Source organism: Cupriavidus taiwanensis (assembly GCF_900250115.1).
In the GTDB taxonomy this organism is placed as follows: Bacteria; Pseudomonadota; Gammaproteobacteria; order Burkholderiales; family Burkholderiaceae; genus Cupriavidus; species Cupriavidus taiwanensis_B.
This window is the reverse complement of the sequence record NZ_LT984803.1, coordinates 622363-648379: the sequence shown is the minus strand read 5'-3', so window position 1 is coordinate 648379 and position 26017 is coordinate 622363. Positions and strand designations below refer to the sequence as shown.

The 26017-nt window shown below is 69.4% G+C and carries 27 protein-coding genes; 15 read left to right on the top strand and 12 right to left on the bottom strand.

From position 1 onward, the window contains the following. Positions 1–115 precede the first annotated feature (115 nt). From CBM2586_RS03105 to CBM2586_RS03080, 6 genes are all read left to right on the top strand, one after another. Positions 116–1252, top strand: coding sequence for an HPP family protein (locus tag CBM2586_RS03105; protein ID WP_115662875.1), 1137 nt, complete (start codon positions 116–118; stop codon positions 1250–1252). A gap of 1115 nt (positions 1253–2367) precedes the next feature. Beyond that, complete coding sequence (locus CBM2586_RS03100; protein WP_115686785.1) at positions 2368–3540, top strand: AI-2E family transporter; 1173 nt, start codon at positions 2368–2370, stop codon at positions 3538–3540. After that, positions 3540–4238, top strand: coding sequence for a paraquat-inducible protein A (locus tag CBM2586_RS03095; RefSeq protein WP_115662879.1), 699 nt, complete (start codon positions 3540–3542; stop codon positions 4236–4238). Before CBM2586_RS03100 ends, CBM2586_RS03095 begins: the two co-directional genes overlap by 1 nt. Further along, positions 4235–4969, top strand: coding sequence for a paraquat-inducible protein A (locus tag CBM2586_RS03090; RefSeq protein ID WP_115686784.1), 735 nt, complete (start codon positions 4235–4237; stop codon positions 4967–4969). Before CBM2586_RS03095 ends, CBM2586_RS03090 begins: the two co-directional genes overlap by 4 nt. Continuing rightward, entirely contained in the window at positions 4956–6635 is a 1680-nt protein-coding gene (locus CBM2586_RS03085) for an intermembrane transport protein PqiB (protein ID WP_115686783.1), read from the top strand. Before CBM2586_RS03090 ends, CBM2586_RS03085 begins: the two co-directional genes overlap by 14 nt. After that, entirely contained in the window at positions 6632–7252 is a 621-nt protein-coding gene (locus CBM2586_RS03080) for a PqiC family protein (RefSeq protein WP_115662882.1), read from the top strand. Before CBM2586_RS03085 ends, CBM2586_RS03080 begins: the two co-directional genes overlap by 4 nt. On the opposite strand, the gene CBM2586_RS03075 is transcribed toward CBM2586_RS03080, so the two are convergent. After that, the gene (locus tag CBM2586_RS03075; RefSeq protein ID WP_115662883.1) at positions 7249–7755 is read right to left on the bottom strand and encodes a nucleoside 2-deoxyribosyltransferase; all 507 of its coding nucleotides are present in this window, start codon (positions 7753–7755) and stop codon (positions 7249–7251) included. The two genes, CBM2586_RS03080 and CBM2586_RS03075, sit on opposite strands and share 4 nt — an antisense overlap. Positions 7756–7941: 186 nt before the next feature. Between CBM2586_RS03075 and CBM2586_RS03070 the strand changes: the two genes are divergently transcribed. From CBM2586_RS03070 to CBM2586_RS03050, 5 genes are all read left to right on the top strand, one after another. Beyond that, the gene (locus CBM2586_RS03070) at positions 7942–8883 is read left to right on the top strand and encodes a 2-hydroxyacid dehydrogenase (protein WP_115686782.1); all 942 of its coding nucleotides are present in this window, start codon (positions 7942–7944) and stop codon (positions 8881–8883) included. 71 nt (positions 8884–8954) lie between these two features. Further along, positions 8955–9149 (top strand): DUF1059 domain-containing protein, encoded by a 195-nt coding sequence (locus tag CBM2586_RS03065; protein ID WP_115686781.1) that lies wholly within the window; start codon positions 8955–8957, stop codon positions 9147–9149. A gap of 222 nt (positions 9150–9371) precedes the next feature. Further along, positions 9372–10142, top strand: a complete 771-nt coding sequence (modA, locus tag CBM2586_RS03060) for a molybdate ABC transporter substrate-binding protein (RefSeq protein WP_115662886.1) — start codon at positions 9372–9374, stop codon at positions 10140–10142. 18 nt (positions 10143–10160) lie between these two features. Beyond that, the gene (gene modB, locus CBM2586_RS03055) at positions 10161–10871 is read left to right on the top strand and encodes a molybdate ABC transporter permease subunit (protein WP_115686780.1); all 711 of its coding nucleotides are present in this window, start codon (positions 10161–10163) and stop codon (positions 10869–10871) included. A 22-nt stretch (positions 10872–10893) separates the two neighbouring features. Continuing rightward, positions 10894–11616 (top strand): ATP-binding cassette domain-containing protein, encoded by a 723-nt coding sequence (locus CBM2586_RS03050; protein WP_115662888.1) that lies wholly within the window; start codon positions 10894–10896, stop codon positions 11614–11616. Here the strand turns inward: CBM2586_RS03050 and CBM2586_RS03045 are convergent. The 5 genes from CBM2586_RS03045 to CBM2586_RS03025 form a co-directional block, all read right to left on the bottom strand. After that, complete coding sequence (locus CBM2586_RS03045; RefSeq protein ID WP_115662889.1) at positions 11586–12125, bottom strand: class IV adenylate cyclase; 540 nt, start codon at positions 12123–12125, stop codon at positions 11586–11588. The two genes, CBM2586_RS03050 and CBM2586_RS03045, sit on opposite strands and share 31 nt — an antisense overlap. 15 nt (positions 12126–12140) lie before the next feature. Further along, positions 12141–12740 (bottom strand): LysE/ArgO family amino acid transporter, encoded by a 600-nt coding sequence (locus tag CBM2586_RS03040; protein WP_115686779.1) that lies wholly within the window; start codon positions 12738–12740, stop codon positions 12141–12143. Positions 12741–12789: 49 nt separating this feature from the next. Next, complete coding sequence (locus CBM2586_RS03035; protein ID WP_115686778.1) at positions 12790–13584, bottom strand: TOBE domain-containing protein; 795 nt, start codon at positions 13582–13584, stop codon at positions 12790–12792. Between the two features lie 102 nt (positions 13585–13686). Further along, positions 13687–14511 (bottom strand): tyrosine-protein phosphatase, encoded by an 825-nt coding sequence (locus CBM2586_RS03030; protein WP_115686777.1) that lies wholly within the window; start codon positions 14509–14511, stop codon positions 13687–13689. 51 nt (positions 14512–14562) lie between these two features. Beyond that, on the bottom strand, positions 14563–14808 hold the full coding sequence (locus tag CBM2586_RS03025; RefSeq protein ID WP_115663821.1) for an RNA-binding protein: 246 nt from the start codon (positions 14806–14808) through the stop codon (positions 14563–14565). 264 nt (positions 14809–15072) lie between these two features. On the opposite strand from CBM2586_RS03025, the gene CBM2586_RS03020 reads away from it, so the two are divergent. From CBM2586_RS03020 to CBM2586_RS03010, 3 genes are all read left to right on the top strand, one after another. Next, positions 15073–16596, top strand: coding sequence for a DASS family sodium-coupled anion symporter (locus CBM2586_RS03020; protein ID WP_115662893.1), 1524 nt, complete (start codon positions 15073–15075; stop codon positions 16594–16596). 51 nt (positions 16597–16647) lie between these two features. Beyond that, positions 16648–17343 carry a transglycosylase domain-containing protein gene (locus CBM2586_RS03015; protein ID WP_115662894.1) on the top strand — a complete coding sequence of 232 codons (696 nt, stop codon included), beginning with the start codon at positions 16648–16650 and terminating at the stop codon, positions 17341–17343. A gap of 145 nt (positions 17344–17488) precedes the next feature. Next, positions 17489–18205: a DUF899 family protein gene (locus tag CBM2586_RS03010; RefSeq protein ID WP_115662895.1), complete on the top strand. Its 717-nt coding sequence runs from the start codon at positions 17489–17491 to the stop codon at positions 18203–18205. A 39-nt stretch (positions 18206–18244) separates the two neighbouring features. Here the strand turns inward: CBM2586_RS03010 and CBM2586_RS03005 are convergent, their stop codons facing one another. From CBM2586_RS03005 to CBM2586_RS02985, 5 genes are read right to left on the bottom strand one after another with little or no spacing between them, the layout of a single operon-like run. Continuing rightward, the gene (locus CBM2586_RS03005; protein ID WP_115662896.1) at positions 18245–18469 is read right to left on the bottom strand and encodes a formate dehydrogenase subunit delta; all 225 of its coding nucleotides are present in this window, start codon (positions 18467–18469) and stop codon (positions 18245–18247) included. Next, a complete protein-coding gene (fdhD, locus tag CBM2586_RS03000; protein ID WP_115662897.1) occupies positions 18466–19344 on the bottom strand; it encodes a formate dehydrogenase accessory sulfurtransferase FdhD in 879 nt (292 codons plus the stop codon). The genes CBM2586_RS03005 and fdhD overlap by 4 nt, the downstream gene beginning before the upstream one ends. A 15-nt stretch (positions 19345–19359) precedes the next feature. Next, positions 19360–22248, bottom strand: a complete 2889-nt coding sequence (gene fdhF / locus CBM2586_RS02995) for a formate dehydrogenase subunit alpha (protein ID WP_115662898.1) — start codon at positions 22246–22248, stop codon at positions 19360–19362. A gap of 35 nt (positions 22249–22283) precedes the next feature. Further along, positions 22284–23846 carry a formate dehydrogenase beta subunit gene (locus CBM2586_RS02990; RefSeq protein WP_115662899.1) on the bottom strand — a complete coding sequence of 521 codons (1563 nt, stop codon included), beginning with the start codon at positions 23844–23846 and terminating at the stop codon, positions 22284–22286. After that, positions 23843–24382 carry a formate dehydrogenase subunit gamma gene (locus CBM2586_RS02985; protein ID WP_115686776.1) on the bottom strand — a complete coding sequence of 180 codons (540 nt, stop codon included), beginning with the start codon at positions 24380–24382 and terminating at the stop codon, positions 23843–23845. Before CBM2586_RS02985 ends, CBM2586_RS02990 begins: the two co-directional genes overlap by 4 nt. Before the next feature lie 160 nt (positions 24383–24542). Between CBM2586_RS02985 and CBM2586_RS02980 the strand changes: the two genes are divergently transcribed. Further along, positions 24543–25655: a substrate-binding domain-containing protein gene (locus CBM2586_RS02980; protein WP_115686775.1), complete on the top strand. Its 1113-nt coding sequence runs from the start codon at positions 24543–24545 to the stop codon at positions 25653–25655. On the opposite strand, the gene fdxA is transcribed toward CBM2586_RS02980, so the two are convergent. Continuing rightward, complete coding sequence (gene fdxA / locus CBM2586_RS02975; protein ID WP_115662902.1) at positions 25652–25981, bottom strand: ferredoxin FdxA; 330 nt, start codon at positions 25979–25981, stop codon at positions 25652–25654. The two genes, CBM2586_RS02980 and fdxA, sit on opposite strands and share 4 nt — an antisense overlap. Positions 25982–26017: the final 36 nt, after the last annotated feature.

Sequence of the window (26017 nt, the reverse complement as noted above, 5' to 3'; positions counted from 1 at the left end):
GCTCTTGTGCGGTGCGACACGCCCCATTACCGGGATGCGCTGCACCAAAGGCGGCCAAATATATCACCCCGTGATATATTACGCGCACCATTCCAAAGCGCCCCCCGTCACAAGAATGCCAACCGCCCCCGTCTCCGCCCTGGCGCACAACGCCCGTGCCTGGCTGCGCACATTCGTGCCGCTGCCGGTGCCGGCCAGCCGCAAGGAGCGTCTCAAGAGTTGCTTCGGCGCCCTGCTTGGACTGCTCTGCACCGAATGGATCAGCCACCAGACCCTGGGCGGCTTCAATCCCTGGTTTGTCGCGCCGATGGGCGCCTCGGCGGTGCTGCTGTTCGCGGTGCCGTCTTCGCCACTGGCACAGCCATGGTCGATCATCGGCGGCAACCTGATCGCCGCGGTGATCGGCGTGGCCTGTGCGCGCTGGATCCCGGACCCGGGGCTGGCCGCCGCGGTCGCGGTGTCGGTCGCCATCGCCCTGATGTTCCAGTTCCATTGCGTGCATCCGCCCAGCGGCGCGGTGGCGATCACCGCGGTCTTCGGCGGGCCGGCGGTCAGTGCGCTCGGCTTCGGCTTCGTGGCGGTGCCGGTGCTGTTCAACTCGATGCTGCTGCTGATGATGGCGCTGGCCTTCAACAACCTGTCGCGCCGGCGCTACCCGCATCGTCCGCCCGAGCCAGCGGTCCAGCACGGCACCAGGGACGTCCCGCCTTCCCAGCGCGTGGGCGTGACCCGCGCCGACCTCGATGCCGCGCTGAAGGTGCGCGGCGAATTCCTGGATATCGAGGAAGACGACCTCGAGCAGATCCTGGTCGCGGCGCAACTGCGCGCCTACCGCCGTCATTTCGGCAATGTGCTGTGCGGGGAGATCATGTCGCGCGATGTGATCACGGTGACGCCCGACCAGCCGGCGAACGAGGCCGGGCACCTGCTGTCGCGGCATCGCATCAAGGCCCTGCCGGTGGTCGATGCAACGCGCAAGCTGGTGGGCATCATCACGCAGAGCGACTTCTTTGCGGCGCAGCGCGATACCGGGGCGCGGCGGCTGGCCGGCACGGTGCGCAACCTGATGACGCGGGCCGTCGTGACCGCGCGGCCCGACCAGCCGATGGTCGAGCTGGCGCAGGCGTTTTCCGATGGCGGGCTGCATCATGCGCCGGTGATCGATGATCAGCGGCGGGTGGTGGGGATGGTGACGCAATCGGACCTGGTGGCGGCGCTGCTGAAGAGTGGGGTAATGGCAGTGCCAGATTGAGGATTGGGTAGGGGTGGGTTTTTGGCGTTTTGGGTTTTGATTTCTTGTTCGATGGTTTTTTGGGGTGGGTCGTTGCTTTTGGTGACATGCTGTTGGCTTTTGAACCGCCTGGTTCCGCCCTCCTGGGCGGGTCACTTTTTGTCCGAGCGACAAAAAGTAACCAAAAAGCGCGTTTACTGCCCTGCGGGCGGCATGTCTTATCGTAGTGTGCCTGGGGGTTTTCGTACGGGGCTGGGCTTCCTCGCATGGCGGGACTGCCTGCCGCAGGGGTGCACTACGGTGGGTGGGGCGTTGGAATGGTGGTTGAACGAGCCCAGAGCGCGGAGTGGCCGCCTGCTGCTGGCCTTGTCGCAGGAACGCCTTCGGCTGCTGCGCAGGCAGTATCGTAGGGCAATGGCTCTGGCCCGGAACGCGTCGCTGCGCTCGCTTGGCGCTGACAGGTCCCGGCCCGGCCCGGGCCGCCGCATTTTTGCTGTGGAAAGCCAGACTTCGTTGAGGCGCCCGCCCTCACCCCAGCCCCCTCCCGCAGGCGGGAGAGGCGAGAAAACCGGGCGGCGACCCTGAGCGCGTTCGGGGGCCAAGCGAGCGCAGCGATGCCTCCGGTGTTGCGTCCCCAGATCTACGATACTGACCGCGCGCAGCGCAGCCGTAGGCGTTCCTACGGTAAGGCCAGCAGCAGGCCGCCACTCCGCGCTCTGGGCTCGTTCAAACACCCCTTCAACGCCCTTGCCACCGTGGTGCACCCCCGCGGCAGGCTGCCCCGCTATGTGAGGAAGCCCAGCCCCGTACGAAAACCCAGCGCCCACTACGATAAGACATGCCGCCCGCAGGGCAGTAAACGCGCTTTTTGGTTACTTTTTGCCGCTCGGACAAAAAGTGACCCGCCCAGCAGGGCGGAACCCTGCGGTTCAAAAGCAAAAACATGTCACAAAAAACGCCCCCCAAAAAAACCAACATCGATCAAGAAAGCCCCCCACGCCAGCCAAACAGCCGCGCCCGCCAAGCACCACAAATCCGCCCCAGATCCCCGTTTCACAACCCACCTTCCCCCTTAAGCTATATTTACGCCGTCCCCGTCACACCCAACCCCCAGGGGACAAACGGAGACCCCAACCATGAGTTCCGGTCAGTTGATCGAAAAAATCGCCGCCGTATTCGCGCTGATCGTGCTGATCGGCGGCTCGCTGCTGGTGCTGGCGCCGTTCACCACGGCGCTGCTGTGGGGGGCGATCCTGGCATTCAGTTCCTGGCACCCCTACACCGTGCTGTCGCGCTGGCTCGGCAACCGGCGCGGCCTGGCCGCGCTCATCTGCGTGCTGCTGGCGACAGTGATCGTGCTGGGTCCGTTCGTCTATGCCGGCGCCAGCTTCTCCGCGCACCTGGATGACCTCGCCGCGCTGGTCGACCGCTATATGGAGCAGGGGGTGCCGCAGTTGCCGCTGTGGCTGAGCAGCCTGCCCTTTGTCGGCAGCTACCTGCAAAACTCCTGGGACAGCATCATCAATGCCGATTCCGAGATGGTCGCCAACCTGCGCAAGCTGATCGCGCCGGTCGGGCACCTGCTGCTGGGTGCGGGGCTGTCGATCGGGGCGGGCCTGGGGCAGCTGGCGCTGTCGATCATCCTGGCCTTCTTCTTCTACACCGGCGGCGAGTTCGCCATTGCCTGGCTGCGCGCCGGCATGCGCCGCATCGCCGGCGAGCGCGCCGACCACCTGCTGGAACTCGCTGGCAGCACCGTCAAGGGCGTGGTCTACGGCGTGCTCGGCACCGCCTTCATCCAGGCCGTGCTGGCCGGCATCGGCCTGTGGATCGCGGGCGTGCCGGGCGCCGCCATCCTCGGTTTCGTAACCTTCTTCCTGTCGGTGGTGCCGGTCGGGCCGCCGCTGGTGTGGCTGCCGGCCGCGCTGTGGCTGTACCACACCGGCGCCACCGGCTGGGCCATCTTCCTGGTGGTGTGGGGCGTGGGCGTGGTCAGCATGGCGGACAACATCGTCAAGCCGCTGCTGATCAGCAAGGGCACCGGCATGCCGCTGATCTGGATCATGCTGGGCGTGCTCGGCGGCGCGCTGGCGTTCGGCTTCCTGGGCGTGTTCATCGGCCCGACGCTGCTGGCGGTGGCCTATGCCCTGTTGCGCGACTGGACCATCGGCTCGCAGGGCGAGCTGCAGCGCGACCTGCAGCAAGGCGCGGCGCTGGCATCCGCACCGGCATCGGCACCGGCGCCGGCGCCGGCCGTGGTCGACAACCCCGATGTGCCGCCGGCAGGTTCCGGCAAGCGACCCGGCTGATGGCGGTACACGACGTTCCCCCGGCCCCGCCGGACACCACGCTGCCCGACACCTCGCCGGCCACGCTGCACCGGCTGGTAGCCTGCGAATACTGCGACGCCGTCTACGAGCGCACGCCGATCGCGCCCGGCGAGCGCGCGCTGTGCCTGCGCTGCGGCGGCCAGTTGTACCGCGAGAGCCGGCGGCACTACCACCGGCTGCTGCCGCTGGTGCTCACCGCGCTGATCCTGTTCCTGATCTCCAACGCCTACCCCATCGTCGAGATGGACCTGAAAGGGGTGCGCACGCAGACCACGCTGCTGGGCGCGGTGCAGGCGCTGTATGGGGACCAGATGGCGCTGGTGGCGGCGCTGGTGTTCGCCACCACCATCCTGTTCCCGCTGTCCGAGCTGCTGATGATGGCTTACCTGCTGGTGCCGATGGCGCAGCACCGCATGCCGGCCGGCTTCGACCGCATCGTGCGCGGCATCCGCCAGACCCGGCCGTGGGGCATGATCGAGGTCTTCATGATCGGCGTGCTGGTGACGCTGGTGAAGCTCTCGACCATGGCGCGCGTGCTGCCGGGCATCGCGCTGTGGTCGTTCGCGGCGCTGGTGATCGTGCTGGCGGCGATGCTGTCGTTCGATCCGCGCGACCTGTGGCGCCACCTGGAAACACCCGATGACAAGGCCGCGGCGGCGGACGGGGAGCGCCGATGACGCAACCGCAGCGACCGCCGCCCGCCGGCCGCCTGGCCCGTCCGCGCCAGCTCGCGCGCGAGGTGGTGGCGGAACTGACCGACGACGACGAGAACACCCCGCTGCCGCAGGTGCCCACCGCCGGCCGGCTGGGCCTGGTGTCTTGCCACGCGTGCGACCTGGTCAGCCCGCGCACGCTGGAAGGCTCGCCCTGCCCGCGCTGCGGCGCCACCCTGCACCATCGCAAGCCCGACAGCCTGGCGCGCACCTGGGCCTTCCTGCTGGCCGCCTACATCCTCTATATTCCTGCCAACATGCTGCCGGTGATGGTGACGCAGTCCATCCTCGGCACGCAGCAGGACACCATCCTGTCGGGCGTAATCTACCTGTGGCTGTCCGGTTCGCACATGCTGGCCGTGCTGGTGCTGATCGCCAGCATTGTGGTGCCGCTGCTGAAGATGGTGATCCTGACCTTCCTGCTGCTGTCGGTGCATTTCCGCTCGAGCTGGCGGATCCGGCAGCAGACCCGGCTGTACGGCCTGGTGGAGGTGATCGGCCGCTGGTCGATGCTCGATATTTTCGTGGTGGCGCTGCTGGCCTCGCTGGTGCGGGCGGGGGCGCTGGCCACCATCATCCCCGGCGGCGGCGCGCTCGCCTTCGGCGCGGTCGTGGTGCTGACCATGCTGGCCTCGCTCAGCTTCGATCCGCGCCTGCTGTGGGATTCGCTGGAACCTGACAATGCCCGACACTGACCACCAAGCCCCGGCGCCGGCGGGCGCCATGCCGCCGTCCCCACAGTCCCCGCCAGCCCCGCCCCCGTCCGGCCTGCCGCGGCCCGAACGCCGCCGCCGCGCGCGCTGGCTGCCCTCGCTGGTATGGCTGATCCCGATCGTCGCCGCGGTGGTCGGGATCTCGCTGCTGCTGCACACGCTGGCGTCGCGCGGGCCCGAGATCAACGTCACCTTCCGCACCGCCGAAGGCCTCATCCCCGGCAAGACCGCGGTGCGCTACAAGGACGTCGACATCGGCCTGGTCAAGTCGGTGCGCCTGGCGCGCGACCGCTCGCACGTGGTGGCGTCGATCGACCTGACCAAGGACGCCGAGAACTTCGCCGTGGCCGACACCCGCTTCTGGGTGGTGCGCCCGCGCTTCGCCGCGAGCGGCGTGTCGGGGCTGGAGACGCTGCTGTCCGGCGCCTATATCGGCGTCGACGCGGGCAAGTCGAACGAATCCGCGCGCGACTTCAAGGGCCTGGAAGTGCCGCCGGTGGTCACCACCGACGCGTCCGGCAAGCAGTTCGTGCTGCGCGCGTCCGAGCTGGGCTCGCTCGATATCGGCTCGCCGGTCTACTACCGGCGCGTGCTGGTCGGCCAGGTAGTGGCCTACCAGCTCGACCCCAACGGGCGCGACATCACGCTGCGGGTGTTCGTCAACAAGCCCTATGACAAGCTGGTCACCGCCGACACGCGCTTCTGGCATGCCAGCGGGGTCGACCTGAAGCTCGATGCCGGCGGGCTCAAGCTGTCGACGCAATCACTGGTGACGGTGCTGCTGGGCGGCGTCGCGTTCCAGGCGCCCGACCACACCACCGCCACCGACGCCGCGGCCGAGAACACCCAGTTCCTGCTCGCCGCCGACCAGACCGAGGCGATGAAGGAGCCCGAAGAGCTGGCGCCGACGCTGGCGGTGCTCAATTTCGACCAGTCCGTGCGTGGCCTGTCGCCGGGCGCGCCGGTGGACTTCCGCGGCGTAGTGGTGGGCCAGGTGCGTTCGATCGGCATCGAGTTCCAGCGCGAGAAGCGCGCCTTCCGCATGCCGGTGGTGGTCGAGCTGTATCCGTCGCGCATGGGCTTCCGCGAGCGCGACATCGAGGACCGCGAACGCGCGCGCAAGATCATCCAGGGCCTGCTGCAGCGTGGCATGCGCGCGCAGCTGCGTACCGGCAACCTGCTCACCGGCCAGCTCTACGTGGCGCTCGACTTCTTCCCCAAGGCGGCGCCGGCCAAGGTCGACCTGGACGCGCCGATTCCTGAGTTCGCCACCACGCCGGGCGCGTTCGACCAGTTGCAGGCGCAGGTGGGCGACATCGTCAACCGCATCGACAAGGTGCCGTTCGACCAGATCGGCCAGGACCTGCGCACCACCGTGGCCAGCCTGAACAAGACCCTGGCCACCGCCGACAAGCTGGTGCAGCAGCTCAACGGCGATGTCGCGCCGCAGGTGCTGGCCGCGCTGCAGGACGCGCGCAAGACCCTGACCGCGGCCAACGGCACGCTGGCGTCGGATGCGCCGCTGCAACAGGACAAGCGCCGCATGCTGCAGGAACTGAAGCGCACCGCCACGTCGCTGCGCACGCTGACCGACTACCTTGAACGCCACCCTGAAGCGCTGTTGCGCGGCAAGCCGGAGAAAGAATGATGAAGCGCCTTCCGCTCACCCTGCTCTGCGCCGGTGCCGCCGCGGCGGTGCTGGCAGGCTGCGCCTCGCCCGAGCCGCGCTACTACACGCTGGCGCAGGGGCCGACGGCGGTTGCCGCGCCGGCGCCGGCAGCGGCGCCGTCAGCCGACCCGCTGTGGCTAGAAGTCGCGCCGGTGCGCGTGCCCGAGCGCCTCAACCGTCCGCAGCTGGTGGTGCGCGATGGCCAGGACGGTAGCGGCGGCGATGCCGGGGTGCGCCTGCTGGACCTGTCGCGCTGGTCCTCGCCGCTGCCGGACGAGCTGCGCGATGCGCTGTCGCAGCGCCTGCAGGCCACGCTGGGGGCGGTCGACACCTACCAGCAGGGGCTGTCCGACGTGCAGCCGCTGTACCGCATCACCACCGAAGTGCTGCGCCTGGACGCCGACGTGGGCCAGCGTGCCGGCGCCACCATCAACTGGACCGTGCGGCGGCTGCCCGACGGCAAGGTTGTCAGCGGCAGGACCCAGGCCGAGCTGCCGGCGCCCGGCGCGATCGACGGCGTGGTGGCGGCGTATCGCGAGATCGTCGCCAGTACCGCCAACGATATCGCGGCCGGCGTGCAGTCGCTGCGGCGCTAGGCGTCGCGCCGGGCGGCGGCCATTGCCGCCAGGCATTCGGCAGCCCCGCCCTGCACCATCCGCACCGAGCACGCCAGCATCAGGTTCTTGCCCAGCCCGAAGTCCTCGACGGTGAAGCCGCGCGCATCCAGCGGCGTGCCGTCGGCATCGGTGGCTGCCGTGACGCGCTCGCGCAGCGTGCCGGCATCGGCGCTGTAGGCCCACACCGGCTTGCCCAGCGCTACCGCAAAGCCGACTTCGAACGCCGTGCCGGAATCCGCTTCGCCGGGGCCGCGGAAGTCATCCAGGTTGGCCATCACCAGGTCGGCACGGCGCAGCAGCGCGAGGTTTGCGTCATAGATCCAGCGCGCGGTATCGGGTCCGGAGCGGCCTGCGGGCGCGGACTGGTCGAGCGGATACAGGCCGGTGAAGCCATGCGCCGCGCACAGCGCCTTGAGGTGCTCGCCCCAGGCGCGCGCGTCCTTGCGAAACACGTCAAAGCCGGCGAGGTAGATGGTAGTCATGGCGCGTAGAAGCAGCGGGGCGCGGCGCCAGGCCGCGAGGATGGCAGCATAACCCGCGGCCCGCGCCGGTGGTGCGTGACCGCTGCCCGAACATCGCACAGCTTGCGCGCACGCGCCGGGCCGCGTGCCGGCGCGGCGCCAGCCCTTGCGCTAACATTGCCGCTCACGCCTCGACCCCTCATTCCCATGCCCGCTCCCCAGATCCTCCAGGTCGGCCCGCTCGCGCCGCAGACCAATGCCACCCTGCAACAACAGTACGGCGCCGCGGCGCTGTGGCAGCAGGCCGATGCGCTGGCCTGGGCGCGCGGCGAGGGGCAGCAGGTGCGCGTGGTGGTGACCTCGGCGCGCCACGGCTGCAGTGCCGCGCTGATCGATGCGCTGCCGCGCCTGGAAGCGATCGTCAGCTTCGGCGTGGGCTACGACGCGATCGCGCTGGACGCGGCCCGCGCGCGCGGCATCCAGGTCAGCAACACCCCCGACGTGCTCAACGACTGCGTCGCCGACCTCGCCTTCGGGCTGCTGCTGGACGCGGCACGCGGCATCGCCCATGGCGACCGCTTCGTGCGCGCCGGGCGCTGGCCGCAGGGCGGCTTCCCGCTGACCACGCGCGTCTGCGGCAAGAAGCTCGGCATCGTCGGGCTGGGTCGCATCGGCGAGATCGTGGCGCGGCGCGCGCAGGGCTTCGACATGGAGATCGCCTACCACAACCGCCGCCAGCGCGAGGGCGCGCCGTGGCGCTTCGAAGCAGACCTGAAGGCGCTGGCAACGTGGGCGGACTTCCTGGTGGTGGCCACCGTCGGCGGGCCCTCGACCGCGGGGCTGGTCTCGCGCGAGGTCCTCGATGCGCTCGGCCCGCGCGGCATCCTGGTCAACGTCTCGCGCGGCAGCGTGGTCGACGAGGCGGCGCTGGTCGAGGCGCTGGCGCAAGGCAGGCTGGGCGGCGCGGGCCTCGATGTGTTCCAGGACGAGCCCAACGTGCCGCCGGCGCTGATGGCGATGGACCATGTCGTGCTGGCGCCGCACGTGGCCAGCGGCACGCACGAAACGCGCGCCGCCATGACCGCGCTGACGCTGCAGAACCTGGACGCGTTCCTGGCCGGCGGCAAGGTGCTGACGCCGGTGCTGTAGCGGCCGGCCGGCCTGCCTATACTGGAAGCACCGGCTCCAGCCCATGCTGCGGGCCGGGGTCAGGAGGCATCATGGCACGCAAGTTTATCGATTGCCGCGAGTTCCCGAGCGACACCCACTGCACCGTCGCATTGAGCGCCGACAGCGAAGACGAACTGCTCGAGGCCGCGGTCCAGCACGCGGTGGCGGTGCATCAGCATCAGGACACGCCTGAGCTGCGCAGCCAGTTGAAATCGATGTTCAAGGAAGGCACGCCGCCGGCCTGAAGCCGGCAGGGCTGGCGCCGCGCAGGCGCCAGCCGTTCCCGCCCCGGGGCACATTCGCGGCCCCTGATACAGCACTTATGCCGGTTGGAATACCCCTGACGCGCGTCCTGGCGCATCATTGACGCCTCGCTATATACAGACGTATATTGCGCCTGACAGTCCACCCGCTCCGGCCTTGCCGCGCGTGCCCTGCATGCCGGCGGCCGCTTCCCGAGGATGCCGATGCCCGCCTTCCCTGCCCGCCGCCGCGGGTTGCTGCTGGCCGCCGCCGCGATGCTGGCGCTAGCCGCGGCGCCCGCCTTCGCCGCCGACCTGGTGGTGTCCGCCGCAGCCAGCCTGACCAACGCCTTCAAGGCGCTGGCCGAGTCCTACCAGCGCGCCCACCCCGGCACGCACGTGGTACTGAACTTTGGCGCCTCCGACGTGCTGATGCAGCAGATCATCAAGGGTGCGCCAGCCGATGTGTTCGCCTCGGCCGACCAGGAGGCAATGAACAAGGCCGAGGCCGAAAAGGTGATCGCGCCGGCCTCGCGCCGCAACTTCGCCGCCAACCAGGTGGTGCTTATCGTGCCGGCCGACAGCAAGCTGCCGATCGCCTCGCTGCAGGACCTGACGCGCCCGGAAGTCCGGCGCATCGCCTACGGCAACCCGGCCTCGGTGCCGGTGGGCCGCTACACCCGCGGCGCGCTGGAAGCCGCCGGGCTGTGGGACGCGGTCGCCGCCAAGGGCGTGCCGGCGCAGAACGTGCGCCAGAGCCTGGACTACGTCGCGCGCGGCGAGGTCGAGGCCGGCTTCGTCTTTGCCACCGACGCCACCGTGATGCCGGACAAGGTCAAAGTGGCGCTGCGCGTGCCCAGCCGCACGCCGGTGACCTACCCCATCGCCATCACCAGCCAGGCGCGCCAGCCGCAGGCAGCGGCGCAGTTCCTCGACCATGTCGCCTCGCCGGAAGGCCAGGCGATCCTGTCGCGCTTCGGCTTCCACAAGCCCTGAGGCCGCGCCGCGCACGCCATGGATGCCGTCTGGGTACCGCTGCTGCTGTCGCTGAAGGTCGCTGGCTGGGCCACCGCGCTGAACGCCGTGCTCGGCGTCGGCGCGGCCTGGGCGCTGGCGCGCTGGCGCTCGCCGCTGCGCGACGTGGTCGATGCGGTGCTGACGCTGCCGCTGGTGCTACCGCCCACGGTGCTGGGCTATTACCTGCTGGTGCTGGTGGGACGCCGCGGCGTGTTCGGCGAGTGGCTGGCGCGCCTGGGCATCGAGCTGGTCTTCACCTGGCAGGGCGCAGTGCTGGCCTCGACCATCGTCGCCTTCCCGCTGGTGCTGAAGTCCGCGCGCGCCGCCTTTGAAGGCGTCGACCACCAGCTCGAAAATGCCGCGCGCGTGCTGGGCGTGCCCGAGGCCGGCATCTTTTTCCGTGTCACGCTGCCGCTGGCGGCGCGCGGCATCATCGCCGGCGTGCTGCTGGCGTTTGCGCGCGCGCTGGGCGAATTCGGCGCCACGCTGATGATCGCCGGTAACCTGCCCGGACGCACGCAGACGCTGTCGGTGGCCATCTACGAGGCAGTCCAGGCCGGCGACGACAACACCGCCAACCTGCTGGTGCTGGTGACTTCCGTCACCTGCGTGCTGCTGCTGGTGATTGCCGCACGCCTGGTGCCGGCGGCCGCGCGCAATCCCGCCGAACTCTACGAACGCCGGCGCTTGCGCCCGCGCGTCCGCTAACGCCCGGGCCCCGTCTATCGCCATGAGCATGCACGTCAGCATCCGCAAGCAGATGGTCTCGGCCGACCGCCACTTCGCGCTGGATATCGACTTCGACTCGGCCAGCCGGCGCATTGCGCTGTTCGGCCCCTCGGGCGCCGGCAAGAGCCTGACGCTGCGCGCCATCGCCGGGCTGCTGGCGCCGGACAGCGGCCGCATCGTGCTGAACGGGCGCACCCTGTTCGACGCCGACGCCGGCATCGACGTGCGTCCCCAGCAGCGCCGCGTGGCCTACCTGTTCCAGGAATATGCGCTGTTCCCGCACCTGACCGTGGGCCAGAACATCGCCTTCGGCCTTGCGCGCGGCTGGCGCAATCCGCGCCGCGGCGCGGTGCCCGCGCAGGCGCAACGCTGGATCGATGCCTTCGGCCTGGCCGACATCACCGGCAACTATCCGGCCGAGATCTCCGGCGGCCAGAAGCAGCGCGTGGCACTGGCGCGCGCGCTGGTGGCGCAGCCCGACATCGTCCTGCTCGATGAACCGTTTTCGGCGCTGGACCCCGCGCTGCGCGCGCGCATGCGGGCGGAGCTGCGCACCCTGCAGGCCAGCCTCGACGTGCCGATGCTGGTGATCTCGCACGATCCCGCCGATGTCGAGGCGCTGGGCGACCACGTGCTGGAAATCCGCGAAGGCCGCATCTTCGGCAGCGGCACCAGCCGCCACCACCCGCCGGTCTACGCGCCGGTGCCGGCGCGCGTGGCCTGAGCCGCGCGCAGCAGGTCGACATACGCGCCTTCGATCAGGGCCGACGCGGGAACGCCCAGGCGGGCCAGCAAGGCGTGGGCCTCGGCGACCCCGTCCGCCACGCTTTCCGCGTCGGCCAGCACCACTTCCAGCTCGAGGAAATCGCCGAGCGCCTCGACCCGGTCCAGGTGCACGCGCGTGCGTCCGGCCAGGTACAGCGTGCGCAGCTTGCGCACCCGCCCGCCCTCGCCGTGCGCGGCGGCCAGCGCGGCGCGCAGGGTGCCGGGCGACGGCGTCGGCGACAGGATGTAGAAGCTCTCTTTCGGGCCGGCCTGGTCGGCGCGCGCATAGAAGATCAGTTCGCCGTGGTCCGGCGCGAACTCGCGCAGCTTGAGCCGCCCGTTGGCGCAGCGGAAGAAGGTATCGTCCTGGCGGATGTACTCCGGGCCGTGGTCGGCCAGCGCGGCGGCGCGCGGCAACAGCGCCTCGACGCTGTCGATGCGGGCCTTGATCTCGACGTTCCTCGGCATCCGTGCTCCTTCGGTTCAACCCATCAGCAAACGCGCGGCAATCACCCACATGGTGATGCCGATCACCACCTCCAGCACCTGCCACGCCCGCGGCCGCGCAAACACCGGCCGCAGCAGCGCCGCGCCATAGCCCAGCGCAAAAAAGAACAGGAACGACGCGGTCATGGCACCCGCGGCGAATTCACGCGTGTTGCCCGCGAACTGGGTCGACACCGAACCGATCAGCATCACCGTGTCGAGGTACACATGCGGATTCAGCCAGGTGAAGGCCAGGCATACGGCCAGCGTCTGCGCCAGCGGCCGCGATGCGGCATCGCTCGGGTCCAGCACCGCGTTCGAGCGCCACGCCACGATGAAGCTGCGCGCGCCATACCAGACCAGGAAGGCCGCGCCGCCATAGCGCATCGCCGCGCCCAGCCACGGCAGCGTGCGGATCATCACGGCGAAGCCGGACACGCCCAGCAGGATCAGCAGCGCGTCCGACAGCGCGCACACCAGGCAGACCCAGAACACATGCTCCCGCCGCAGGCCTTGCCGCAGCACGAAAGCATTCTGGGAACCGATGGCAAGAATCAGGGAGAGACCGAGGGAAAAGCCAGCCAGCGCGGCGTGCATTGCGGGAGGAACGACATGCTTTTGGGGCGGCTATTATTGCACGCAGGGTCTACCCCACCACGCCGAGGATCACGCTCGAGGCCTTGAACACCGCCACCGCGGCCACGCCGGCCTGCAGCCCCAGCGCCTCGACGCTGCCGTTGGTGACGATGGCCGCCACCGTGCCGCCGCCGTCGAGTTCGATCACCACCTCGGCGTTCACCGCGCCGGGCATCACGCGCGCCACCACGCCCGCCAGCTGGTTGCGCGCCGACAGCCGCATGCCCGGTTCCGGCAGCCCCACCAGCACCGACGACGCCTTGATCAGCGCAAACGCCTCCACGCCCTCGGCCAGTTCCAGCGTCTCGACACTCTCGTGCGTGATGGTGGCGACGATGCGCTGCCCGCCGGCCAGCTCCAGCACCACCTCGTCGTTGACCGCGCCGCCCTTGACGCTGGCCACTCGTCCGAACAGCTTGTTGCGCGCACTGGTCTTGATCATCATTCGCCTCATCAGGTGGATATCGTCGGCCACGCCCTCGCCCAGCCGCGACAGCTGCGCGACAAAGCGCCGGTGCTCGTCTTCGAGCGCGCGATAGGTGCGGATCAGCTGTTCGCCGCGCGCGGTGAGGCGCGTGCCGCCGCCGCCCTTGCCGCCGGCGGCGCGCACCACCAGCGCCTCGCCGGCACTGTTGTTCATCGCATCGATGGCGTCCCACGCCGCCTTGTAGCTGATGCCGACGGCGCGCGCGGCGGCCGTGATCGAGCCGTGCTCGCCGATGGCGGCGAGCAGCGCGATGCGGTCCTTGCCGCCCCAGTCCTGCGAGCCGGAGCGGAACCAGATGGCTCCCTGGAGTTCAAGCATTGGCGGTCGGGCGCCGCTGGCCGGCACCTCAATAAGGTCTGAAACGGGGTTATGGTAATCCGATTGCGGGATCGCGCGCGCCACCGCCTGTGAGTCCGCGGCTCAGCCGGCCAGGTAGTGCGCGCGCAGCTGCGCGACATCGACCTGCAGCGCATCGCGCAGGTAGTTGCCGACGCTGCCCCAGCCCGCGTCGATGGCCTGCATCGACGCGTCGAGATAGCTGGCGCGGACTTCCAGCAGCGGCATCATCACCGCGGCATCGATGCCAAGCCCGGCCATCTGCGCCAGCGCGGCCGCATTGAACTGCGCGTTGCGCTGGTTCGATTCCAGGTAGTTGGCCAGGATGTCGTCCTGGCCGACGCCCAGCGCGGCCAGCAACAGCAGCGCGGCAAAGCCGGTGCGGTCCTTGCCCGCGGTGCAGTGGAACAGCAGGGTCTGGCCGCCCTGCACGGTCTGCATGAAGCCACCGAAGGCGGCGCGGTAGCGCACCGGGAAATCGCGGTACACCTCGAGCATGAAGGCATCCATCTGCGCCGGCGTGCTGGCGCGCAGGCGCGGCATCAGCACATCCATCGCCATGCTGCCTTCCAGCACCGGCACCGCCTGCCAGCGGAAGCGCTGGCCGAAGGCCGCTTCGCCCGGCGACTTCTCGCCGGGCGAGCGGAAATCCACCACCATGTCGAGGCCGAGCGCCTGCAGCCGCTGCAGGTCGGCGGCGCTTGCCAGCGCCGGATTGCCGCTGCGGTAGAGGCGGCCGCAGCGCACGCGGCGCCCTTCCGCGCCCACCAGTCCGCCCAGGTCGCGCGCGTTGCTGATGCGCTCGAACACCAGGTCTTGCAGGTCCGGCGCGGCGCCGGTCGCCGCCGGGGTTGGCGGCATGGCCGCGAGGGCATGCGGACAGGCCGCGCGTTGAAGCCACTTGAGCATTGTTCGTTCCAGATTGTCGTTGCCAGGCGCGCCGGTACCGGTGCGGGCGTTTCAGCGCGCGCGGTACGCCGGCACATGCCAGTGCAGGTGGCAGCCGGCGATATAGCGCCGGTCCAGCCGCGCCACCAGCTTCCATACCGCCAGCGGGCTGGCATCGATATCGACCCAGGCCCAGGGATGCCTGGGGTCGCCTGCCTCGACCAGCTCCACCGAACGGATCTTCGCATACCGTGCCAGCGCCTTGCGCAGCGCCGCCGGGTCCAGCCCGGCCTTGAGACCGCGTACCAAAACCTTCATGGTCAGCTCCAATTATTTCAGATCACTCCGGCTCGTGCATCACGCGCCCCGGCGCGGCGCGGTGTCGGATCATGCGAACTGCCGCCCACGCCTTGTATCACGAGCCTGTCACTGGTATGACGCATGCGGTGGCCAGAGAATCCAGCGATCTGCCCTCGCCTTGATCTTGGGCATGACGGGCGTAACTATCCCGGCCCGGTCCTCGACATCGCCCGCCGCGCGCCGGAAAATTTCAGGCAGGTCGAACTACAAGGAATGTCGGCAATGCCAGAACTTCCCGCCTCCCAGCCGCCCGCCCCCGCCGCCCCGGCCGCGGCCACACCCGCGGCCGCACCCAGGCTGACCCTGCACTGGGGCCTGTTCGCGGCCGCCGCCGCGCTGATCGCGGTGCTGGCGATGCCGCAGCCCGACGGGCTCACCATTGCCGGCCAGCGCATGCTGGCGATCCTGGCGTTCGCCATCGTGGTGTGGATCACCGAGGCGGTGTCGTACGAAGCCAGCGCCATCATGATCACCTCGCTGATGGCCGGGCTGATCGGCTTTGCCCCGACCGTGAACGACCCCTCGGTGCAGTACGGCACCTCGAAGGCGCTGGGCATGGCGCTGGCTGGATTCTCCAATACCGCGCTGGCGCTGGTCGCGGCGGCGCTGTTCATTTCCGCGGCGATGACCGTCACCGGGCTCGACCGGCGCATCGCCCTGGTGACGCTGTCGGCGATCGGCACCAGCACGCGCCGCATCCTGATTGGCACCATCGCGGTCACCATCGCGCTGAGCCTGGTGGTGCCGAGCGCCACCGCGCGCAGCGCCTGCGTGGTGCCGATCATGATGGGCGTGATCGCCGCGTTCGGGGTCGACAAGAAATCCAATATCGCCGCCGGCATCATGATCACGGTGGCGCAGGCCACCAGCATCTGGAACGTCGGCATCCAGACCGCCGCCGCGCAGAACCTGTTGACGGTCGGCTTCATGGACAAGCTGCTGGGCGAGCGCATCACCTGGCTGCAATGGCTGATCGCGGGCGCGCCCTGGGCAGTGGCGATGTCGGTGGTGCTCTATGTCCTGGTGCGCTGGCTGCTGCCGGCCGAGACCGAGGCCGTTCCCGGCGGCAAGGAGGCGGTGCAGCGCGAACTGTCCGCGCTCGGCCCGATGAGCGGCCCGCAGAAGCGGCTGGCGGCGGTGTCGCTGGGCCTGCTGCTGTGCTGGGCCACCGAAGGCAAGCTGCACAGCTTTGACACCGCCACCGTGACCTTCGTCGGGCTGGTGATCCTGATGCTGCCGCGCATCGGCGTGATGGACTGGAAGACCATGCAGCAGCGCACGCCGTGGGGCACGCTGATCGTGTTCGGGGTCGGCATCAGCCTGGGCACCGCGCTGCTGTCGACCCAGGCCGGGCAGTGGCTGGGCCAGTTCGTGGTTGCGCATTCGGGCCTGGCGGCGCATGGCGCGCTGCTGGCGTTCGCGATCCTGGCGGCCTTCCTGATCCTGATCCACCTGGGCTTCGCCAGCGCCACCGCGCTGACCGCGGCGCTGCTGCCGATCCTGATCTCGGTGCTGCAGACCCTGCCCGGCGATATCAACCGCGTCGGCATCACCATGCTGCTCGGCTTTACCGTCAGCTTCGGCTTTATCCTGCCGATCAACGCGCCGCAGAACATGGTGTGCCTGGGCACCGAGACCTTCAACGGGCGCCAGTTCGCGCGCATCGGCATCCCGGTCACGATCATCGGCTACGCCATGATGCTGCTGTTCGCCGCGACCTACTGGCGCTGGCTGGGCTGGGTGTAAGCAAACCCGCAGGCTCGCGCCGGCGGCGCGGCGGCTGGCACAATACGCGCCATGAAACGCCTCTGCTCCCCCCTGCTCAAGCTGCTGCTGCTCGCCGCGATCGGCGGCGCGCTGCTGGCCGCCATCGCCATCCTCGCCGCCAACCGGCAGCTGCCGTCGCTCGACGCGCTTACCGCCTTCCGCGACACGCCGGACTACGTGCCCATCGGCAAGATGCCGCGTCCGCTGACCGAAGCGGTGGTGGCGATCGAGGACGAACGCTTCTACCTGCATGACGGCATCGACTACGTCGGCGTCATCCGCGCGGGCGTCGCCAACCTGTCGGATGAGCTGTCGCAGGGGGCGTCGACCATCACCATGCAGGTGGCGCGCAATTTCTACCTGTCGCGCGAGAAGACCTACACGCGCAAGCTGTACGAGGTGCTGCTGTCCTATCGGATCGAAAAGGCCCTCGGCAAGGACGAGATCCTCGAGCTGTACCTGAACAAGATCTACCTGGGACAGGGCGCCTATGGCTTTGCCGATGCCGCCCAGACTTACTTCGGCAAGCGGCTGGACCAGCTGACGCTGGCCGAGTGCGCGATGCTGGCGGGCCTGCCCAAGGCGCCCTCGGCGAACAACCCGGTGGCCAATCCCCGGCGCGCGCGCCAGCGGCAGGTGTATATCCTGCAACGCATGCTGGAGCTGGGGCGGATCTCGCGCGGCGAGTATGACGGCGCCCTGCTGGAGCCTTTGCGCCTGAAGTGACGCCCCGGGACCTCGCGCGCGGGAACGATTCCCTGCCGGGCGGGCACCAACCATGACGGGCCATGCCATCCGTGGGCCACGCCTGGTGGCGGGCAGCGCACCTGGCATGGCGATTCCGAGAGCTAGCCTGACAAGGAGGGCCGACATGGAAGCCACGTCAACACTCACCCCGGCTACGGAACTGGCGCAACGCAATCCGGTTCATTTCCCCAACGAAAGTGCCGAGTACCGCAAGGCCCGCAATGCGCTGCTGGCCGAAGAGATCGAACTGCGGCGGCATATCGAACGCGTCGCCGCGCAACGCCGCCAGTTGCCGCCCGGCGGCGAAGTCACCAGGCGCTATACCTTCCAGGGCGAACACGGTCCCGTGACGCTGGAAGACCTGTTCGGCGACAAGGACACCCTGGTCGTCTACAGCTACATGTTCGGGCCGCAGCGCGAACGGCCTTGCCCGATGTGCACCTCGGTGATGGCATCGTGGGACCACAAGGTGCCGGATATCGAGCAGCGCGTGGCGCTGGCGATGATCGCCCGCTCGCCGGTCGAGCGCTTGCTGCAGGCGAAGCAAGAGCGCGGCTGGACGAAGCTCAAGGTCTATGCCGACGTCGACGGCGCCTTCACGCGCGACTATGTCAGCCCGGAAGACGCCGACGTGCCCGGCTACTCGGTCTTCACGCGCCGCGACGGCAAGATCCGGCACTTCTGGAGCGGCGAGATGTACGCCCTCACGTCGGACCCCGGACAGGACCCGCGCGGCGCGCCGGACCTCGACCCGCTCTGGACGCTGCTGGATACCACTCCGGAAGGCCGCGGTGGCGACTGGTATCCGCAGCTGGAATACGGCAGCAGCGGCAACAGCTGACGCCCGGCGCTGGCGGTTGTCGGTCGCTGCCAGGCCTCGCTATTCCAGCACGCTCCGGTGCCGCGCCAGCGCCTCCTGCACGATCGCATCCAGCCCGATGCCGGATTCGCTGTCGACATGCCCCAGCAACGCCCTGCGCATGCGCGGCTCCCAGAAGCGCTTGATATGCCCGGCGATATCGGAGACCGCCTCGTCGCGATCGGGCATCGCCTCGAAGAAGCTGCCGATCTGGTTGGCCATGGTGATCAGGTTCTCGACGTTCATGCGAGGCTCGCTTCGTGCTGCAGGCCGTGCTGCAGGCGTTGTGGATGGGCATAGACCACGTGCGCGCCGGCGCGCACGAACCCGGCCAGCGTGACATTGCTTTGCCCGGCCAGCCGCACCGCCAGCGCCGTCGGCGCCGACACTGCCGCCAGCACGCCGGCGCCGATGGCGGCGGTCTTCAGCACCATTTCGTAGCTGGCCCGGCTGGTGACCAGCACCGCGCCAGTGGCGATGTCCTCGCCGCTGCGCGCGAGCGCGCCGGCCAGCTTGTCGAGCGCGTTGTGGCGGCCCACGTCCTCGCGCACCAGCGAGACATGGCCGTCGGCGCGCAGCCAGGCGGCGGCGTGGGTCGCGCCGGTATGGCGCTGCAGGGCCTGGCGCAGCTGCAACTGGACGAAGGCGGCCTGGATCACGTCGGTGTGGAAGCTCGCCGTGCTCTGCACCGGCGCGGGGGCCCGCATCACCTGTTCCAGCGATTCGGTGCCGCATAGCCCGCAGCCGGTGCGGCCGGCCAGCGTGCGGCGCCGGTCCTTGAGCCGCATGAAGGCGGCCGAGGCGATCTCCAGCCGCACGGCGATGCCGTGCGCGCGGGTGTCGGTCTCGATATCGTAGACTTCGCGCGCGCCGCCGACGATGCCCTCGCTGAGGCTGAAGCCGAGCGCGAAATCTTCCAGGTCGGCCGGCGTCGCCAGCATCACCGCATGCGAGATGCCGTTGTACTCCAGCGCCACCGGCACCTCCTCGGCCACCTCGTCGGGTCCCAGCATCAGCTCGCCACCGCGCCAGCGGTTGACCGCGAAGGTGCTGTGGGTGGGGGTTGCGGCGTCCTCCGCCGCGGCCGGATCGCGCTCCGGCGACTGCATGCAGCGCATCATCGCATGGCCCTCCGCTCAGCCCGCGGCCTGCGCCGGATCGGCGCTGGCCGCCTCCAGCAGCCGCAGCTGCGTGGCGTTGAAGTCCTGGTACTGGCGCTGCCATGCCGACGGCTGCGCCACCGGCAGCACCTGCACCGCGGTGACCTTGTACTCCGGGCAATTGGTGGCCCAGTCGGAGTTGTCGGTGGTGATCACGTTGGCGCCGGACTCGGGAAAGTGGAAGGTGGTGTAGACCACGCCCGGCTGCATGCGCTCGCTGACGATGGCGCGCAGCACGGTGTCGCCGGCGCGGCTCTGCACCCCGACCCAGTCGCCGTCCTTGATGCCGCGCTCTTCGGCATCGTGCGGGTGGATCTCGAGCCGGTCCTCGGCATGCCAGTGGACGTTATCGGTGCGCCGCGTCTGCGCGCCGACGTTGTACTGCGACAGGATGCGCCCGGTGGTCAGGATCAGCGGGAAGGCGCGCGTGATCTTCTCGGTGGTGGGCACGTACCTGGTGATGATGAACTTGCCCTTGCCGCGCACGAAGGCATCGATATGCATGGTCGGCGTGCCTTCCGGCGCGTCGGCATTGCACGGCCACTGGATGCTGCCCAGCTGTTCCAGGCGCTGGTAGCTGACGCCGGCGAAGGTCGGCGTCAGCCGCGCGATCTCGTCCATGATCTCCGACGGATGCTGGTAGTCCATCGGGTAGCCGAGCGCGTTGGCCAGCAGCATGGTGGCCTCCCAGTCGGCATAGCGCGCCTTGGGCGGCATCACCTTGCGCACGCGCGAGATGCGGCGCTCGGCGTTGGTGAAGGTGCCGTCCTTCTCCAGGAACGACGAGCCCGGCAGGAACACGTGCGCGTACTTGGCGGTCTCGTTCAGGAAGATGTCCTGCACCACGATGCATTCCATCGACGACAGCGCCTCGGACACGTGCTGCGTGTTCGGGTCCGACTGCACGATGTCCTCGCCCTGGCAGTACAGGCCCTTGAAGCTGCCCGCCAGCGCCGCCTCGAACATGTTGGGGATGCGCAGGCCCGGCTCGGGGCTGATCTCGACATTCCAGGCATCCTCGAACAGGCCGCGCACGGTCGAGTCCGACACATGGCGATAGCCCGGCAGCTCATGCGGGAACGAGCCGATATCGCACGAGCCCTGCACGTTGTTCTGCCCGCGCAGCGGGTTCACGCCCACGCCCTCCCGGCCGATATTGCCGGTGGCCATGGCGAGGTTGGCGATGCCCATCACGGTGGTCGAGCCTTGCGCGTGCTCGGTCACGCCCAGGCCGTAGTAGATCGCCGCGTTGCCGCCGGTGGCGTACAGGCGCGCCGCGCCGCGCAGCTGGTCGGCGGGGATGCCGGTGACGCTCTCCATGGCCTCGGGCGAGTTCTCCGGCAGCGCGACAAAGTCGCGCCACTGTCCGAACGCGCGGTCCTCGCAGCGCTCCGCGATAAAGGCTTCGTTGAGCAGGCCTTCGGTGACGATCACGTGCGCCAGCGAGGTCACCAGGGCGACGTTGGTGCCCGGGCGCAGCTGCAGGTGGAAGTCGGCGCGGATATGCGGCGAATCGACCAGGTCGATGCGGCGCGGGTCGACCACGATCAGCTTTGCGCCGGCGCGCAGGCGCTTCTTCATGCGCGAGGCGAACACGGGGTGGCCGTCGGTCGGGTTGGCGCCGATCACCATGATCACGTCGGCCTTCTCGACCGACTTGAAGGTCTGCGTGCCGGCCGATTCGCCCAGGGTCTGCTTCAGCCCGTAGCCGGTCGGCGAATGACACACGCGCGCGCAGGTGTCGACGTTGTTGTTGCCGAACGCGGCGCGCACCAGCTTCTGCACCAGGTAACCCTCTTCGTTGGTGCAGCGCGACGAGACGATGCCGCCGATCGAGTCCTTGCCGTGCTGTGCCTGGATGCGCTTGAACTCCGACGCGGCATAGTCGATCGCCTCTTCCCACGACACCTCGCGCCACGGGTCGGTGATCTTCGCCCGGATCATCGGCTTGAGGATGCGGTCCTTGTGGGTGGCGTAGCCCCAGGCAAAGCGGCCCTTGACGCAGGCGTGGCCCTCGTTGGCCTTGCCGTCCTTGTACGGCACCATGCGCACCACTTCATTGCCCTTCATCTCGGCCTTGAACGAACAGCCCACGCCGCAATAGGCGCAGGTGGTCACGGTGCTGTGCGAAGGCTGGCCCAGCTTGATGATGGACGTTTCGGTCAGCGTCGCGGTCGGGCAGGCCTGCACGCAGGCGCCGCACGAGACGCAGTCCGACTCCATGAACGGCTGGCTGGTGCCGGGCGATACGCGCGACTCGAAGCCGCGGCCGCTGATGGTCAGCGCGAAGGTGCCCTGGGTTTCCTCGCAGGCGCGCACGCAGCGGTTGCAGACGATGCACTTGGAAGGGTCGTAGGTGAAGTAGGGATTGGACTCGTCCTTCTCCATCCGCGTGTGCGTGGCGGTCGGCACGCTCGAGGCGGCTTGCGGGCCGCCGTCGTGGTAGCGCACTTCGCGCAGGCCGACCACGCCGGCCATGTCCTGCAGCTCGCAGTTGCCGTTGGTGGGGCAGGTCAGGCAATCGAGCGGGTGGTCGGAGATATACAGCTCCATCACGCCGCGGCGCAGGTCGGCGAGCTTGTCGCTCTGGGTCTTCACCTTCATGCCGGCTTCCACCGGCGTGGTGCACGAGGCCGGATAGCCGCGCCGTCCCTCGATCTCGACCAGGCACAGCCGGCATGAGCCGAACGCTTCCAGGCTGTCGGTGGCGCACAGCTTGGGCACGGCGATCTGCGCCTCCATCGCGGCGCGCATCACCGAGGTGCCGGCCGGCACGGTGACGCTGACGCCGTCGACCTCCAGGGTGACCATGTCGGTCGAGGGGCTGGCGGGCGTGCCGAAATCAATCTCGTTGCGGGCGTTCATGGCGGTTTGTCTCCCGTGTCTCTGGCGGACCTGGCTCAGGCGGCCCTGGCCGGATTGGATGCGAGGCCGAAGTCCTCGGGGAATTCGTTCAGCGCGGACAGCACCGGGTAAGGCGTCATGCCGCCCATCGCGCACAGCGAGCCGTTGAGCATGGTGTCGCACAGGTCGCGCACCAGCTTGACGTGCCTGACCGGCTGCTCGCCGGCAATGATGCGGTCCATCACCTCGACGCCGCGGGTCGAGCCGATCCGGCACGGGGTGCATTTGCCGCACGATTCGATCGCGCAGAACTCCATCGCGTAGCGCGCCTGCCTGGCCATGTCGACGGTCTCGTCGAACACCACGATGCCGCCGTGGCCAACCACGCCGCCGAACGCGGCATAGGCTTCGTAGTCGAGCGGCACGTCGAAGCGCGATTCGGGCAGGTAGGCGCCCAGCGGCCCGCCCACCTGCACCGCGCGGATGGCGCGGCCGCTGCGGGTGCCGCCGCCGTAATCGATCAGCAGTTCGCGCAGCGTGACGCCGAACGCCTTCTCCACCAGCCCCCCGCGCCGGATGTTGCCGGCCAGCTGGAACGGCAGCGTGCCGCGCGAGCGGCCCATGCCGAAATCGCGGTAGAACTGCGCGCCGCGCGCCAGGATCACCGGCACCGTGGCCAGCGAGATCACGTTGTTGATCACCGTGGGCTGGCCGAACAGCCCCTTGAGCGCGGGCAGCGGCGGCTTGGCGCGCACCACGCCGCGCCGGCCTTCCAGGCTTTCCAGCAGCGCGGTTTCCTCGCCGCAGACATAGGCGCCGGCGCCCTTGCGCACCTCGAGACGGAAGCGCTTGCCGCTGCCGCGGATGTCGTCGCCGAGCCAGCCTGCGGCGCTGGCGATGCCGATCGCGCTTTCCAGCACGGCGATCGCGTGCGGGTATTCGGAGCGGCAGTAGATGTAGCCCTGTTCGGCGCCCACTGCCAGGCCGGCGATGGTCATGCCTTCGATCAGCATGAAGGGGTCGTCTTCCATCACCATGCGGTCGGAGAAGGTGCCCGAGTCGCCCTCGTCGGCATTGCAGACGATGTACTTGACGGCGGACTGTGCGCCGAGCACGGTCTTCCACTTGATGCCGGTCGGGAAGGCGGCGCCGCCGCGGCCGCGCAGGCCGGAGTCGGTGACTTCCTGAACGATTTCGGCGGGCGCCATCGACAGGGCCCGCTCCAGGCCGGCGAAGCCCTCGTGCGCGCGGTAGTCGTCCAGCGACAGCGGGTCGGTGATGCCGATGCGGGCAAAGGTCAGGCGCTCCTGCTGCTTCAGGAACGGGATCTCTTCGGTCAGGCCTTGCGCCAGCGTGTGCGCGCCGCCCCGCAGCAGGCCGGCATCGAACAGGCCCGGCACGTCGGCCGCGCTGACCGGGCCGTAGGCCACGCGGCCGGCGGGGGTCTGCACCTCCACCAGCGGCTCGAGCCAGAACATGCCGCGCGAACCGTTGCGCACGATGCGCACCGACTCGCCGCGCGCAGCGGCTGCGCTGGCGATCGTGCGCGCGACCTCGTCGGCGCCCAGCGCCAGCGCGGTGGAGTCGCGCGGCACGAACAGGGTGGTGACGGTGCTCATGCCTGGGCCTCCGCTTGTGCCGGGGTGGACGGCGCGCGCAGCGCGCGCACCAGTGCGTCGAAGCGTGCGGCATCGACATGGCCGTGCAGCTGCTCGCCGACCATCACCGCCGGGCCGCAGGCGCACTGGCCCAGGCAATAGACCGGCTCCAGCGTCACCTGCCCGTCCGCGCTGGTTTCGTGGAAGCCGCAGCCGAGCGCGCGCTGCGCGTGCGCGGCCAGCGCCTCGGCGCCGACGGCCTGGCACGCTTCGGCGCGGCACACCTGCACCACATGGCGGCCGGCGGGCTGCTGGCGGAAGTGATGGTAGAAGGTGATCACGCCGTGCACCTCGGCGCGCGACAGGTTCAGCGCGCGCGCGATCACCGGCACGGCGGTGTCGGGAATAAAGCCCTGGGTGGCCTGGATCTCGTGCAGGATCGGCAGCAAGGCGCCCGGCATGTGCTGGCGGGCCGCGACAATGGCGGCGATGTGCGCGGCATCGGGGGATGCCGGGGCACCGGAAGCACGGGGTGCGTGGGTGGCGATGTCTGGCATGGCGTCTCCTGTGAGGGCTCGCCAGGACCGGCCGAAGTGCCTGCCGGATCCCGCTTATATGCTATTTTTTTCCTATTTCCGGGCTACCCGTTCGCCGTTTCGCCCGTTAGGCGGACTATATTGGAGTGACAGCGGCCCTTCAATAAGCTATTTTCTACATATGATCCGCATCTCGATCCAACCCCACCTGCAAATCCGGGACGACGCCCTGCCGGGTGGCGCGCCGCTGGACGTGTCGCGGCTGGTGGCCCTGCTCGGCGATATCGGCGAATCCGGCAGCATCAGCCAGTCGGCCCAGGCGGTGTCGCTGTCGTACCGCTATGCCTGGGGCATCCTGCGCGATGCCGAGGCGCTGTTCGGCGGACCGCTGATCGACAAGACGCGCGGACGCGGCAGCGCGCTGACGCCGCTGGCGCAGCAACTGGTGTGGGCCAGCAAGCGTATCGGCGCGCGGCTGTCGCCGACGCTGGACAGCCTCGCGTCCGAGCTGGAGATCGAGCTGAAGAAGCTGATGGCGCAGCCCGAGGCGACGGCGCGGCTGCATGCCAGCCACGGCTTCGCGGTGGCGGCGCTGCGCGACTTCCTCGACGAGCAGCAGGTGCGGCACGACCTGAAGTACTGCGGCAGCGTCGAGGCCGTGGCGGCGCTGGCCGAAGGCGCCTGCGACATCGCCGGCTTCCATGTGCCGGTGGGCGAGTTCGAGCACGGCATGTGGCGCCACTTCACCACCTGGCTCAAGCCCGAGACCCACTGCCTGGTGCACCTGGCGGTGCGCAGCCAGGGGCTGTTCGTGCGGCCGGGCAACCCGCTTGGCATCCATACGCTCGAGGACCTGACCCGGCGCGACGTGCGCTTCGTCAACCGCCAGGTGGGCTCAGGCACGCGGCTGCTGCTGGACCTGATGCTGGCGGCGCGCGGCATCGACGGCGCGCGCATCGAGGGCTACAGCAACGGGGAATTCACCCACGCCGCGGTGGCCGCTTACATCGGCAGCGGCATGGCTGACGTGGGCTTCGGCGTCGAAACCGCGGCGCGGCGCTTCGGGCTGGCTTTCGTGCCGGTGCTCAAGGAACGCTACTTCTTTGCGATCGAGCGCGCCAAGCTGCGCAGCGCGGCGCTGGCCGGCGCGGTCGGGGCGCTGACCAGCGAGGCCTTCCGCCTGCGCGTCAATGCGCTGCCCGGCTATGACGGCACCCTGACCGGCACCGTGCAGACCTTGCCGGAAGCCTTCCCGGACTACCGTGACGACGACCGCGGCACGCCGCGGCACTAGCGCCGCAGCAACGACAGGCGGTCGGGATGGCCGGCCCACTGCGCGTGGTCCGGCAGCGGTCCTTTCGCCTGCATCAGCGGCAGCCAGTCCGGCCGCCGCGACAGCTCGGCGTTGAGCGCGAGGAAATGGCGCTGGTCCGCGGGCAGGTCATGCTCGGAATAGATCGCGCCCACGGGGCATAACGGCACGCACATCGAGCAGTCGATGCATTGGTCGGGATCGATGGCCAGGAAGTTCGGCCCTTCGTGGAAGCACGACATCGGGCAGACGTCGACGCAATCGGTATGGCGGCACTGGATGCAGGCATCCGTCACGACAAAGGTCATGGGGCAGTTGCGGCACGGCAGGAAATCGGTGCGTGA

Bases quoted from the DNA above. Each gene is read 5' to 3' on its own strand.
- CBM2586_RS03025 (WP_115663821.1), bottom strand. From the start codon at position 14,808: ATGAAGGTTTTGGTACGCGGTCTCAAGGCCGGGCTGGACCCGGCGGCG.
- modB (WP_115686780.1), top strand. From the start codon at position 10,161: ATGGATGCCGTCTGGGTACCGCTGCTGCTGTCGCTGAAGGTCGCTGGC.
- CBM2586_RS03050 (WP_115662888.1), top strand. From the start codon at position 10,894: ATGAGCATGCACGTCAGCATCCGCAAGCAGATGGTCTCGGCCGACCGC.
- CBM2586_RS02980 (WP_115686775.1), top strand. From the start codon at position 24,543: ATGATCCGCATCTCGATCCAACCCCACCTGCAAATCCGGGACGACGCC.
- CBM2586_RS02990 (WP_115662899.1), bottom strand. From the start codon at position 23,846: ATGAGCACCGTCACCACCCTGTTCGTGCCGCGCGACTCCACCGCGCTG.
- CBM2586_RS03065 (WP_115686781.1), top strand. From the start codon at position 8,955: ATGGCACGCAAGTTTATCGATTGCCGCGAGTTCCCGAGCGACACCCAC.
- CBM2586_RS03040 (WP_115686779.1), bottom strand. From the start codon at position 12,740: ATGCACGCCGCGCTGGCTGGCTTTTCCCTCGGTCTCTCCCTGATTCTT.
- fdhD (WP_115662897.1), bottom strand. From the start codon at position 19,344: ATGATGCGCTGCATGCAGTCGCCGGAGCGCGATCCGGCCGCGGCGGAG.
- CBM2586_RS03085 (WP_115686783.1), top strand. From the start codon at position 4,956: ATGCCCGACACTGACCACCAAGCCCCGGCGCCGGCGGGCGCCATGCCG.
- CBM2586_RS03045 (WP_115662889.1), bottom strand. From the start codon at position 12,125: ATGCCGAGGAACGTCGAGATCAAGGCCCGCATCGACAGCGTCGAGGCG.
- CBM2586_RS03075 (WP_115662883.1), bottom strand. From the start codon at position 7,755: ATGACTACCATCTACCTCGCCGGCTTTGACGTGTTTCGCAAGGACGCG.
- CBM2586_RS03005 (WP_115662896.1), bottom strand. From the start codon at position 18,469: ATGAACGTCGAGAACCTGATCACCATGGCCAACCAGATCGGCAGCTTC.
- CBM2586_RS03095 (WP_115662879.1), top strand. From the start codon at position 3,540: ATGGCGGTACACGACGTTCCCCCGGCCCCGCCGGACACCACGCTGCCC.
- CBM2586_RS03015 (WP_115662894.1), top strand. From the start codon at position 16,648: ATGAAACGCCTCTGCTCCCCCCTGCTCAAGCTGCTGCTGCTCGCCGCG.
- CBM2586_RS03020 (WP_115662893.1), top strand. From the start codon at position 15,073: ATGCCAGAACTTCCCGCCTCCCAGCCGCCCGCCCCCGCCGCCCCGGCC.
- CBM2586_RS03090 (WP_115686784.1), top strand. From the start codon at position 4,235: ATGACGCAACCGCAGCGACCGCCGCCCGCCGGCCGCCTGGCCCGTCCG.
- modA (WP_115662886.1), top strand. From the start codon at position 9,372: ATGCCCGCCTTCCCTGCCCGCCGCCGCGGGTTGCTGCTGGCCGCCGCC.
- CBM2586_RS03035 (WP_115686778.1), bottom strand. From the start codon at position 13,584: ATGCTTGAACTCCAGGGAGCCATCTGGTTCCGCTCCGGCTCGCAGGAC.
- CBM2586_RS03080 (WP_115662882.1), top strand. From the start codon at position 6,632: ATGATGAAGCGCCTTCCGCTCACCCTGCTCTGCGCCGGTGCCGCCGCG.
- CBM2586_RS03105 (WP_115662875.1), top strand. From the start codon at position 116: ATGCCAACCGCCCCCGTCTCCGCCCTGGCGCACAACGCCCGTGCCTGG.
- CBM2586_RS03100 (WP_115686785.1), top strand. From the start codon at position 2,368: ATGAGTTCCGGTCAGTTGATCGAAAAAATCGCCGCCGTATTCGCGCTG.
- CBM2586_RS03070 (WP_115686782.1), top strand. From the start codon at position 7,942: ATGCCCGCTCCCCAGATCCTCCAGGTCGGCCCGCTCGCGCCGCAGACC.
- CBM2586_RS02985 (WP_115686776.1), bottom strand. From the start codon at position 24,382: ATGCCAGACATCGCCACCCACGCACCCCGTGCTTCCGGTGCCCCGGCA.
- CBM2586_RS03030 (WP_115686777.1), bottom strand. From the start codon at position 14,511: ATGCTCAAGTGGCTTCAACGCGCGGCCTGTCCGCATGCCCTCGCGGCC.
- fdhF (WP_115662898.1), bottom strand. From the start codon at position 22,248: ATGAACGCCCGCAACGAGATTGATTTCGGCACGCCCGCCAGCCCCTCG.
- fdxA (WP_115662902.1), bottom strand. From the start codon at position 25,981: ATGACCTTTGTCGTGACGGATGCCTGCATCCAGTGCCGCCATACCGAT.
- CBM2586_RS03010 (WP_115662895.1), top strand. From the start codon at position 17,489: ATGGAAGCCACGTCAACACTCACCCCGGCTACGGAACTGGCGCAACGC.